This window comes from Pseudoxanthomonas sp. SORGH_AS_0997 (genome assembly GCF_031453535.1).
Lineage (GTDB): Bacteria > Pseudomonadota > Gammaproteobacteria > Xanthomonadales > Xanthomonadaceae > Pseudoxanthomonas_A > Pseudoxanthomonas_A winnipegensis.
Genome location: NZ_JAVIZI010000001.1, coordinates 2025781 through 2038038 on the forward strand (window position 1 = coordinate 2025781; position 12258 = coordinate 2038038).

The following is a 12258-nucleotide window of genomic DNA, read 5'->3' on the forward strand; positions in this document are numbered from 1 at the left end:
CCGTGGCAGGCACTGCCTGGACAGCCCGGCACGCGGTCCTGCACGGCCGCTCGGCTACCCTCCTCCCACCGCGATCCGATGTCCCTGCATGCCCCAACACCTCGCCGAACTGTCCGACGCCGTCGATCTGATCCTGCAGCGCGTGCCCGGCCCGCTGCGCGTCGCCGCGCCGCTGGGCATCGGCAAGCCGCATCGCCTGCTCAACGCGCTCTACGACCGCATCGAACGCGACCCGTCTCGTCCGCTGCTGCTGTTGACCGCATTGTCGCTGGACCCGCCCGCGCCGAAGGGCGATGGACTGGAGGCGCGCTTCTTCAAGCCGTTCGGCGCGCGCCACTTCGGCGAGGACTTCCCGCGGCTGCGCTATGTGCAGGCACTCAAGGCCGATGCGCTGCCGGCGCATATCCAGGTCGAGGAGTTCTACATGCAGTCCGGCGCGCTGCTGCACTCGCGGCAGATGCAGCGCCGCTACGTCAGCCTCAACTACACCCACGCCGCCGACGGCGTGGCCCAGCGCGCGCCGAACGTGATCGTGCAGAAGGTCGCGCGCGATCCGCAGGCCCGGCCTGGCGACCCGGTCCGCCTGTCGCTGTCGTGCAACAACGACACCACCCAGGACACGCTGGAGGCGATTGCGCGCCGCGGCCTGCCGCGCCCGCTGCTGGTGGCCGAGGTCGACCCGCAGCTGCCGTGGATCGGCGGCACGGCCAGCGTCGCCGAGACCTTCTTCGACGTGGTGATCGACCCGCCCGGGCCGTATCCGGCCTTGTTCGCCCTGCCGCGCCAGCCGGTCAGCGACACCGATTACGCCATCGGCCTGTACGCCAGCACCCTGGTGCGCGACGGCGGCACGCTGCAGATCGGCATCGGCACGCTGGCCGATGCGCTCAGCCACGCGCTGGTGCTGCGTCACACCGACAACGCCGCCTATCGCCGCGTGCTGCACGCCCTGGACCCGGAACTGGTGCATCACCCGGCGGTGATTGAAAGCGGCGGCATGGCGCCGTTCCAGGTCGGCCTGTACGGCTGCAGCGAGATGCTCAACGAAGGCTTCCGCCTGCTGGTGCAGCGCGGGGTGATCAAGCGCCGCGTGCTGGACGATGCGGCGCTGATGCAACGCCTGGCCGACGGCAGTGCCGACGCGCAGGACCACGCCCGCCTGCAGGCCGAGGGCGAGTACCTGCACGGCGCCTTCTACCTCGGCTCACCGGAGTTCTACGACTGGTTGCGCAACCTGGATCACGACCAGCGCCGCGCCATCGGCATGCTGCGCATCAGCCAGATCAACCAGCTCTATGGCGGCCACGAGGCGCTGGAGCGCCTGCAGCGGGTGCAGGCGCGCTTCTTCAACAGCTGCATGATGGCCACCGCGCTGGGCGCGGCGGTGTCCGACGGGCTGGACGACGGCCGGGTGGTGTCGGGCGTGGGCGGGCAGCACGACTTCGTCAGCATGGCCCACGCCCTGCACGATGCGCGCAGCGTGCTGATGCTGCGCGCCGTGCGCGGCGAAGGCGAGCGCCTCGAATCCAACCTGCGCTGGAACTACGGCCACACCACCATCGCCCGCCACCTGCGCGATGTGTTCGTCGACGAGTACGGCATCGCCGACCTGCGCGCGCAAAGCGACGAGGACTGCATCATCGCCATGGCCGGCATCGCCGATGCGCGCTTCGCCGCGCCGCTGCTGGAACAGGCCAAGGCCGCCGGCAAGCTGCGGCGCGACTTCGGCGCGCCGGCGCACTGGCAGCGCAACACGCCGCAGCACCTGGCGCAGGCCCTGGCGCCGTTCCGCCGCGATGGCACCCTGCCCGACTATCCGCTGGGCAGCGACTTCACCGACACCGAGCAGCGCCTGGTGCGCGCCCTGACCTGGCTGAAGGCCGGCACCGGCACGCGCGGCGGCAAGCTGCGCACGGTGGCCCGCGCGGTGTTCTCGCGCACGCCGGTCGATGCGATCGCGCTGCGGCGCATGGACCTCGAGGCACCGCGCGGCATCGGCGAACACCTGATGTCGCGCCTGCTGCGCCTGGCACTGGCGCAGACCGCCTGACGGCGGACGACCTTACACGCAGCCGAGGCCAGCGCCACGCGAACGCGCCGAATGCGCGTTCGCATGGAGACCAGGCGCGCCTACCCTGCGCCGCCCGCGGGAGACCTCAGCGCTTGCCTTCGGCCGCGTCGGCCGCGGTGAGGATGATGTCGGCCAGATGCGCGTAGTCGCCGTCGAAGTGATGGCCACCGGTCAACGCCTGCACGCGCAGGTGGCCCGGCGGGACCTTGCTGCACACCTGCTCGTCGTCGCCCTCGCCATAGACGCAGAAGTTCTGCGCGGCCTTGAGCTTGAGAATCTCCGGCATGGTCGGTATGGCGTCGGCCACATCGTCGCTCATCCAGTTGGTGACGTGGAACTCGAACGCGGCGTTGTTGCTCAGCGCCAGGTACACGGCCTGCAGGAGCTGGGCGCGCGTGTCCGGCGCCAGCCGGTTGACCGCGAAGGGCAGCACGTCGGCGCCCTGCGAATAGCCGATCAGCATCACCTTGGCCTTGCCCCAGTGCGCGCTGTAGTAGCGGATGATGCGATCCAGGTCGCTGGCCAGGCCCTGCGGCGTGCGCTTCTTCCAGAAGTAGCGCAGCGAGTCGAAGCCCACCACCGGGATGCCCTTGGCCGCCAGTGCCTTGGCCACTTCCTGATCGAGACCGGCCCAGCCGCCGTCGCCGCTGAGCAGGATGGCGTAGGTGTCGCTGCGGGCGCCGCCGGTGGCCGGCACTTCGTTCAAGGGCAGGCCGGACAGGTCCTGCGGCGGCGGCGGCGGCAAGGTCGCCACCTGCTCGCGCGCCAGCATGTGCGCGGCGGTAGTCAGCGCGGCGCGGCGCACCGCGGCCTGATCGCCGCCGGTGGCCAGCTGCACGAAGGAGGACCCCTTGACCTGCGCGGCGAAGGGCTTGGCATCGAAGCCCTTCTTCGGCCCGTCGGTGTCCAGGGTCAGCCACGGCACGGCAAGCTTGTTGCGCGCCGGCACCAGGGTGGTGGTCGCCCCGCGCGTGGGCAGCGTGTCGAAGATGTTGCCCTTGCCCTCGCAGGGCACCCGGCCCAGGTCCAGCGCAGGGGTGAAGTCCAGGGTCAGCGCGCCGGCGAAGATCCCCGGATCGCCCGCCGCGACCATGGCATAGGCGATGGCCGCGCCACTGCCCTCGCCGATCAGCAGCGGCGCACGGTAGCCCGGCAGCTGGGCATAGCCCTGCAGGTAGTGCGAGAGGTTCTCTAGGTCGCCATCGGGGAATACGCAGCCCTTGCCGTCGCCGGTGAACTGCCTGCGCATCTGCGGCGTATCGATGCCGGCCACGAAGGTGCCGTTGGCGGCCAGCGCCTGCGCATCGGCGTCCATGGTCGCGTTCCAGCCGCCGTCGCCGGAGAGCATCAGCACCACCTGCTTGAGCGGGCCCACCGGCCGGTACAGCGCCACGTCGCGGAAGTTGCCGTGCGAGATGCGCTCGGGCGTGGGACGGGGCTGCTGCGCGGCCAGCGGCAACGCACAGGCCAACAGCAGCAGACAGCTTGCCAGACGGATCATTTGCGGATGACTCCCTTGTAGCCACCGCTGATCAGCGCGGCGACATCGCCCATCACCAGCAGCGGGGCCATGCCGCCTGGCGCGGCCAGGTAGCGGGCTTCCCACTGCGGATCGAATTTTTCCTTGAAGGCGCGCAGCCCCCGGAAGTTGTAGAAGTGCTCGCCGTGGGCGAACAGCAGGCGCCCGATGCGATGCCAGCGCGGCGCCAGCGCGTGTCCGGCCATGCCCGACAGCGGCGCCATGCCCAGGCCGAAGCGCACGTACCCGGCCTGGGCGAAATGCAGCATCAGCTTGGAGAACAGGAAATCCATCGTGCCGTTGGGCGCCTCTTCCAACTGGCGCATCAGGTCGATGCTGGCCTCCTGCTGCACATCGGTCACCAGCAGCGAGGCGAAGGCGATCACCTTGCCCTCGCGTCGCACCACCGCCACCGGGTTGCGCACCATGTAGGCATCGTCGAAGGCGCCGACCGAGAAGCGCTTCTCGGCGGTGTTGTGCTTGGCCAGCCACGCATCGGAGACCGCGCGCAGCTCGGGCAGGATCGCGGCCACCTCGTCGCGCTCGACCAGGCTGAAGCTCAGGCCCTCGCGCTCGCTGCGGTTGACGCCGTTGCGCAGGTTGCCGCGACGCTTGCCCTGCAGGCTGAAGCCGGCCAGCGGCACCCAGGCGTATTCGCCCAGCTTGAACAGGCGCAGGCCCGCGTCCAGGTACAGCGGCAGCGCGTCCGGGCGCACCTGGTAGAAGCAGCCGCGCGCGCCCGATTCGCGGGCGCGCTCCAAGAAGCGCCAGACCAGCTCGGGCCAGGCCTCGCGCGGGCCGACCGGATCGAACAGGGCCACCCACGACTTGCCCTTGCGTCCGAACATCACGAACGCATCGCCCTTCTCGGAAAACAGCAGGGGCTTGTCGCCGGTCAGCGCCAGCGCCGCGTCGGCCGAAGGCTGGCGACGCAGGATCTCCTGGGCGCGCGCCAGTTCCTCGGCGCTGGGCAGCGGCAGCGGCGGCGCCGGCGGGCGCAGCAGCTGGCGCAGCGCCAGCACCAGGGCCAGGATCGACACGCCGACCATTGCGCGCAGCGAGCGCGGCGCGTTGCCGTCGAACTCGAACTGCCACCACAGGCGGTTGGCGTAGGCCACATCGCGATAGACGAAGAACAGCAGCGCGGTCACCGCCACGCACACCACCACCATCGCCAGCAACCAGCCGCCGCTGAAGGGCACGGCCAGCAGCGAGGCCTTGCGCGTGAACTGCTTGCGCGAGAGCAGCAGGACCGCCATCAGGCTGCCCAGGATCAGCGATTCGTCCACCGCCAGGCCCTTGGGCAGGGCCAGCACCAGCGCGGCCAGGGTCAGGCCCACCGCCGCCCACCAGGCCGCGTCCAGCCGGCGCAGCAGCGCGCGGGCGACGAACAGCATCGCCACGCCGGCGATCGAGCTGAGGAAGTGCGAGGCCTCCACCAGCATCAGCGGCACGTGCATGGCCAGCAGGGCAGTGGCCTGGTCGGTGGCCGGGGTCACGCCCGAGACCAGCAGCATGATCGCCACCACCGCGGTGAAGGCGGCCAGCAGATGCGGCGCCAGCCCGACCACCGCACGGCCGACCGGCGCGGCCGGGCTGAGGCGCAGCTCGTGCACGGCCAGCACCACCATGGCCAGCAGCAGCGGCAGCACGTAGTAGATCAGCCGGTACAACACCAGCGCGCCGGCCAGCTGGTCCGAGGGCACCGTGCCCTTCAGCGCCAGCAGCATCACCGCCTCGAACACACCCAGGCCGCCGGGCACGTGGCTGATCACGCCCAGCACCATGGCCGCGGCATAGAAACCGACGAAGGCCGGGAAGCCGATCGCCCCATCCGGCAGCAGGAACCACATCACCGCGGCCGAGGCGACGATGTCCACCACCGACACGCCCAGCTGCTGCCAGGCCATGCTCGGCGCCGGCAGGCGGATGCGGATCGGGCCGAGCTTGAACTCACCGCGCCGGCAGGCCCACATCAGCGCGCCGGCCAGGGCCAATGCTCCGATGGCCAGCGCCTGCAGCACCCACACCGGCATATGCGCCAGCGGCGCCAGCTCGCGCGCGTCCAGCAGCACGCCGCCCGCGCCGACTACGCTGATGCCCAGACCGAAGGCCAGCGCGTTGAAGGCGATCGCCCGCGTGATCAGGCCGGCCTCCACGCCCGCCGCGCCGTACAGGCGCAGGCGCACCGCGCCACCGGTGAACACGCCCAGCCCGATCATGTTGCTCAAGGCATAGGCGATGAACGCAGTCTTGGCCACCACACGGTACGGCACGCGCGCGCCGGCATAGCGCAGCGCCGAGGCGTCGTAGCCGGTCAGCGAGAAGAAGCTCAGCGCCGTGGCCGCCAGCGCCAGGCCCAGCTTCCAGCCCGGCACGCCGCGCACCGAGGCGACCACGCCGTCGTAGGTGATCTGCCGCGACAGGTCGACGAAGGCATCGACCACCAGCGCGGCCACGATCAGCGCGGCCAGCCCCAGCAGCCAGGGGCGGGCACGCTGCAAGCGCGGCAGCCAGGTGTCCACGAAGGCACCACGGGCGCGCAGCTGCGACAGGGTCATGCGACGTCCAGAACGGGGCGGCGGGAAAGCCGCGCATGATGCGCGTGCGGGCGCGAGCGCCGCAAGCCGTCGGGAAATGCCGGTGTCATACCTCGATCCATCGTCGCGCCAGTCAGCGTCCAGTCGGGATTTTCACACGGATGCCCCACACCGCGTGCGCATGGTGCGGCCATTCCCATGACTGGAGGGTTGCATGACCCGTGCCGTATCGCTACTTCCCAGCCTGCTCGCGCTGGCCCTGATCGCCCCGCTGCAAGCGCACGCCTTCCAGGCCAGCGCGCCGGCCGCCAGCACGCCCGCCGCCACGACGCCCGACACGCCGGATGCGGCGCGCGCCAACGATGCGGCCACGGTCGACGGCGCCTCGGGCCTGCTGCGCCTGCAGGTGCTGCTGGACCGCGCGCACTTCTCCCCGGGCGAGATCGACGGCCAGGCCGGTTCGAACCAGCAGCGCGCCCTGCGCGGCTATCAGGCCGCACACGGGCTGCCAGTCACTGGCCAGCCCGACGCGGCGACCTGGCAGGCCTTGAACGCCGACACCAAGCCGGTCGTCGCCAGCTACACGCTGACCGCCGAGGACGTGGCCGGCCCGTTCGTGCAGATCCCCAAGCAGATCGCCAAGCAGGCCGGCCTGGACGCGCTGGGCTATACCTCGCTGGTCGAGGCGCTGGGCGAGCGCTTCCACGTCGGGCCGCAGACGCTGCAGCAGCTCAACCCCGGCCTGGACTTCGCCACGGCCAAGGCCGGCACGGTGGTCAAGGTGACCAATGTGCTCGGCGCCGCGCCGCTGGCCAAGGCCGCGCGCGTGGTCGTGGACAAGTCCGACTCCACACTGCGGCTGCTGGACGATCAGGGCAAGGTGTACGCGCAGTTCCCGGTGACCTCCGGCAGCGCGCACGACCCGCTGCCGATCGGCCAGTGGAAGATCCTGGGCATCTCGCGCAATCCGACCTATCACTACAACCCCAAGCTGTTCTGGGACGCGAAGAAGGGAGACAAGAAGGCCACCATCGCCGCCGGCCCCAACAACCCGGTGGGCCTGGTCTGGATCGACCTGTCCAAGGACCACTATGGGCTGCACGGCACGCCCGAGCCGCGCAACGTGGGCAAGACCCAGTCCCACGGCTGCGTGCGCCTGACCAACTGGGACGTGCTGCAAGTCGCCGACGCAGTGGATGCCAGCGTGCCGGTGACCTTCCAGGAGTGAGGCCATGAGATTCCTGCTGACGCTGTTGCTGGGTGTCGTCATCGGCGCGGTCGGTCTGCGCCTGGTCGAACGCACGCACGCCCTGCGCGCGGTCGGGCTGGACGTGCAGCCCACCTCCACCCCGGGCACCGCCGCCGCGGCGGTCGACGCCGCGGTCGCCCGGACCGCGCCGACCACGCCGGCCCTGCAGATGGTCGGCGACGTGCAGCCCACGCGCGTGGCGGTCGAGCCGGTCTCGCCGCAGGCGCCGGTGGGTGATGACACCGACTCACCCGCCATGCCGGCGGTGGCGCCGCAGCTGCGCGCGCCGGACGACGGCCAGGGTCTGCTGGTGCCGGTGCAGGGCGTGGAACGCGGCGCGCTGCGCGACACCTTCACCGACGCGCGCAGCGCCGGACGCGTGCACGATGCGATCGACATCATGGCCCCGGCCGGCACGCCGGTGCTGGCCGTGGCCGACGGCACGGTGGAGAAGCTGTTCGACAGCAAGCGCGGCGGGCTGACCATCTACCAGTTCGAACCGAGCGGCCGGCTGGCGTACTACTACGCGCACCTCCAGCGCTACGCCGACGGCCTGCAGGAGAAGCAGCCCATCAAGCGCGGCCAGGTGATCGGCTACGTCGGCAGCACCGGCAACGCCAGCCCCGACGCGCCGCACCTGCACTTCGCCATCTTCCAGCTCGGCCCTGAAAAGCAGTGGTGGAAGGGCACTGCGGTCAATCCCTATCCGGTGCTGCACGACGGCGCGCCTGTGCCCTGAGCACCGCGTCCCCGGGGAAGCATTTTTCTCGATCAGAAGCGCGCGGCGTGTGAGCGCTCTGACTTCGGAAGGGCAGCGGTCCGGCGGGCGGGGGCCGCTTATCCCTCGATCAGGGCATCCTGCCCTGACTCGGGCGCTCGGCGTCCTGCCTCGCTCGTCGCGGCCCCCGCCCGCCGGCCCGCTGCCTCGAGCGTCAGGTCACAGGGCTTCGGTTTGCGCCCCCTCCCTTGCGCGCAGCGCAGGGGAGGGATGGGGAGGGGTCGGGGCTTTCTCGGTCAAGCCATCAAAGCGAAGGTCAAGAGCACCCCACCCCGGCCCTCCCCTTCGCCTGCGGCGAAAGGGAGGGGGCGAAGCGCTTGCCTAGTGCCTTCAATTCGGAAGAAGTCCTGATCCATTCGCCGCAGAGCCTCGACCCGGGCGTGCGACGCAGAGAGCGGGCCTTAGGATGGCCCGCGGCGGCGAGTCCGCCTTAGATGGCGGACCGAGCCGAGGAGCCGCGCACGCCCGGGTAAAGGCCGGTTGGCGAAGTCCCCTTACCGACCACGCACACCGACGAAGGACCACGAAAAAGCCGGGCAGTGCCCGGCTTCTTCATGGACACAGCAATGGCGAAGGGCTTCAGCCCTCGACCACGCTCTGCGCCGCTTCGACCACGTGATCGGCGGTGAAGCCGAAGTACGGGAACAGCTTCTCCGCCGGCGCCGACTCGCCGAAGCTCGTCATGCCCACGATGGTGCCGTCCAGGCCCACGTACTTGAACCAGAAGTCGGTCGAGGCCGCTTCCACCGCCACGCGGGCGCGGATCGAGCGCGGCAGCACCGACTCCCGGTAGGCCTCGTCCTGGCGATCGAACACGTTGGTGCACGGCATCGACACCAGACGCGTCGGGATGCCCGCGGCCTGCAGCTTCTCGCGGGCTTCCGAGGCAATGCCGACCTCAGACCCCGTGGCGATCAGGATCACCTTGGCGGTGCCGCCCTCGGCCTCGGCCAGCACATAGCCGCCGCGGTAGATGCCCTCGACCTCCGCCTTGCCACGCGGCTGGGGCGTCAGATTCTGGCGGCTGAAGATCAGGCAGCTCGGGCCGTCCTGGCGGGCGAGCGCCGCCTTCCAGCAGGCCGCCGTCTCGGCCGCATCGCACGGACGCCACACATCGTTGTGCGGAATCAGACGCAGGCTGGCCAGATGCTCGACCGGCTGGTGCGTCGGACCGTCCTCGCCCAGGCCGATCGAATCGTGCGTGTAGACGTGCAGCACATGGCTGCGCATCAGCGCGCTCATGCGCAGCGCATTGCGCGCGTAGTCGCTGAAGGTCAGGAAGGTTGCGTCGAATGGAATGAACCCGCCGTGCTGGGCGATGCCGTTGGCGATGGCCGACATGCCGAACTCACGCACACCGTAGTGCACATAGTTGGCGTCCGGGTCGTCGCCGACGGCGGTCTTGGCTTTCTTCCACAGGGTCAGGTTGGACGGCGCCAGGTCGGCCGAACCGCCGACGATCTCCGGCAGCAGGCCGGTGTAGAACTCGATCGCCTGCTGCGAGGCCTTGCGCGAGGCGATCTCGGGCATGTCGGCCTGGACCTTGGCGATGTAGGCATCGGCCTTGGCCAGGAAGTCGTCCGGCAGCTTGGCGTGCGAGCGGCGCGCCAGCTCGGCGGCCTGGTCGGGGTACTGCTTGGCGTACTTGTCGAACAACTGCTCCCACTCGGCCTGGCGCAGGCTGCCCGTACCGGTGGCACGCCAGCCGTCGTAGATCTCCTTGGGGATCTCGAAGGCCGGGTACGGCCAGTCCAGCGCCTTGCGCGTGGCCTCCACCTCGTCCTTGCCCAGCGCCGAACCGTGGCTGGACTCCTTGCCGGCCTTGTTCGGCGAGCCGAAGCCGATCGTGGTCTTGCACGCGATCAGGGTCGGCTTGTCGGTGACCTCCAGCGCCTCGTCGATGGCGGCCTTGATGGCGTCGGCATCCTGGCCGTCGATCGGGCCGATGGTGTGCCAGCCGTAGGCGCGGAAGCGCGCCGGGGTGTCGTCGGTGAACCAGCCGTCGGTCTCGCCGTCGATGGAGATGTGGTTGTCATCCCAGAAGGCGACCAGCTTGCCCAGGCCCAGCGTGCCGGCCAGCGAGGCGGCCTCGTGCGAGATGCCTTCCATCATGCAGCCATCGCCCATGAACACCCAGGTGCGGTGGTCCACGACCTGGTACTCGGGGCGGTTGTAGTGCTGGGCCAGCAGCTTCTCGGCCAGGGCGAAGCCGACCGCATTGGCGAAGCCCTGCCCCAGCGGACCGGTAGTGGTCTCGATGCCGGGGGTGATGTGGCTTTCCGGATGGCCCGGGGTCTTGGAGTGCAGCTGGCGGAAGTTCTTCAGCTCCTCGATCGGCAGGTCGTAGCCGGTCAGGTGCAGCAGCGCATACTGCAGCATCGAGCCGTGGCCGTTGGACAGCACGAAGCGGTCGCGGTTGAACCACTTGGGGTTGTTGGGGTTGTGGCGCAGGTAGTCGTTCCACAACACCTCGGCGATGTCGGCCATGCCCATGGGCATGCCGGGATGGCCGGAATTGGCGGCCTGCACCGCATCGGCGGCGAGGAAACGGATGGCGTTGGCGAGCTGACGGCGGGTCGGAGCGGACATGTCAGGGACTGGGGCGAAAGCGGCGCGTGAGGCACCAGGGACGCCCATTGTCCCATGAGGCACGGTTCGGAACGAGTGAGGCGGGGAGCGCAGCGGAGTGAGAAGCGAGTGAAAGCCCGGTCCGGGCGGCCTCCCAGCCTTAACGCATGCGTTCGGCCTCAATCCTCGCCTTTCCAGGCGGCGGCGCCTCGGCGCCAGCCGGCCCGCTTCGCTCACGCCTCTGCGCTCACTCCTCGCCCTTGGCCACCAGCGTGGCCAGCACCAGGTCGCCGGTCGTATTGAGCGTGGTCCGGCACATGTCCAGGAAGCGGTCCACGCCCAGGATGATGCCGATGCCTTCCGGCGGCACGCCGACCATGCCGCAGATCAGCGCCACCACCGGCAGCGAGCCGGCCGGCACGCCGGCGGTGCCGACCCCGCCCAGGATGCAGACGAACATCACCGTCAGCTGCTGCAGCAGGGTCAGCTCGACGCCGAAGAACTGCGCCAGGAACAGCACCGTGACGCCCTCGAACAGCGCCGTGCCGTTCTGGTTGGCGGTGGCGCCCACGGTCAGCACGAAGCGCGAGACCTTGCGCGGCAGTCGCAGGTTGTCCTCGGCCACGCGCAGCGAGGTCGGCAGGGTCGCGTTGGACGAGGCGGTGGAGAAGGACAGCACCATGACCTCGCGCACCGCGCCGAACCACTTGACCGGCGACCAGCCGGCCCACTTCAGCAGCGCCGAATACACCACGAACATGTGGATCGCCAGCGCCAGCACCACCACGCCGACATACGCCCCCAGCCGGATCAGCAGCTCCCAGCCGAACAGCGCAGCCAGGTTGAACATGAAACAGAACACCGCATAAGGCGCCAGCCGGATCACCAGGGTGATCAGGGTCATGGAGATCTCGAACAGGCCCTCGACCGCGTTGCGGAACGCATCGGTCTTGTCGCTGCGGGTCAGCACCACGCCCACTCCGACCATCAGCGCGAAGAACATCACGCCCATGAAGTTGCCGCCCGCCGCCGCGGTGACCACGTTGGCCGGCACCAGCGAGAGCAGCATGCCGGCCCCGCCCGGCGCCTCCTTGCCCTTGCTGATGATCGAGTCGGCGCGCTCGGCGCCGGCGGCCAGCATCTGCTGGGCGGTGGCCGGGTCGGTGCCGGCACCGGGCTTGAGCAGGTTGACCAGCACCAGGCCCAGCACCACCGCGATCCCCGACGCCAGCACCGTGAAGCCCAGCGTGCGCCAGCCGATGCGCCCCAGCGCGCGCACGTCGCCCATTTCCGAGATGCCCACCACCAGCGCCGAGAACAGCAGCGGCAGCACCAGCATGAAGATCAGGTTGAGGAACAGCTTGCCCGCCGGGTCGGTCACCGCGGTGACCTGCTTCACCCAGCCGGCGTCCGCGCCGACGGTGGCGTGCACGATCAGGCCCAGCGTCAGGCCGAGCACGAAGCCGATCATCATCTTCCAATGCAAGGGCAGCTTGGACTTGCCGGAAGCAGCGTCGGTCATGCGTGGAATCC

7 protein-coding genes are annotated in these 12258 nt (G+C 70.1%); 3 read left to right on the forward strand and 4 right to left on the reverse strand.

The features are described from left to right. Positions 1–88 precede the first annotated feature (88 nt). Positions 89–2050, forward strand: a complete 1962-nt coding sequence (locus QE438_RS09070) for an acetyl-CoA hydrolase/transferase C-terminal domain-containing protein (protein ID WP_307183956.1) — start codon at positions 89–91, stop codon at positions 2048–2050. Positions 2051–2156: 106 nt separating this feature from the next. On the opposite strand, the gene QE438_RS09075 is transcribed toward QE438_RS09070, so the two are convergent. Further along, entirely contained in the window at positions 2157–3572 is a 1416-nt protein-coding gene (locus tag QE438_RS09075; protein WP_307183955.1) for an AcvB/VirJ family lysyl-phosphatidylglycerol hydrolase, read from the reverse strand. Beyond that, entirely contained in the window at positions 3569–6151 is a 2583-nt protein-coding gene (gene mprF / locus QE438_RS09080; protein ID WP_306990950.1) for a bifunctional lysylphosphatidylglycerol flippase/synthetase MprF, read from the reverse strand. Before mprF ends, QE438_RS09075 begins: the two co-directional genes overlap by 4 nt. Before the next feature lie 193 nt (positions 6152–6344). Between mprF and QE438_RS09085 the strand changes: the two genes are divergently transcribed. Then, positions 6345–7358 (forward strand): L,D-transpeptidase, encoded by a 1014-nt coding sequence (locus tag QE438_RS09085; protein ID WP_306990948.1) that lies wholly within the window; start codon positions 6345–6347, stop codon positions 7356–7358. A gap of 4 nt (positions 7359–7362) precedes the next feature. Next, positions 7363–8118: a M23 family metallopeptidase gene (locus QE438_RS09090; protein WP_306990946.1), complete on the forward strand. Its 756-nt coding sequence runs from the start codon at positions 7363–7365 to the stop codon at positions 8116–8118. A 618-nt stretch (positions 8119–8736) separates the two neighbouring features. Here the strand turns inward: QE438_RS09090 and tkt are convergent. Together tkt and QE438_RS09100 are read right to left on the reverse strand one after the other, a co-directional pair. Continuing rightward, entirely contained in the window at positions 8737–10746 is a 2010-nt protein-coding gene (tkt, locus tag QE438_RS09095) for a transketolase (protein ID WP_306990944.1), read from the reverse strand. A gap of 226 nt (positions 10747–10972) precedes the next feature. Beyond that, complete coding sequence (locus QE438_RS09100) at positions 10973–12247, reverse strand: dicarboxylate/amino acid:cation symporter (RefSeq protein ID WP_130524880.1); 1275 nt, start codon at positions 12245–12247, stop codon at positions 10973–10975. Positions 12248–12258 lie beyond the last annotated feature (11 nt).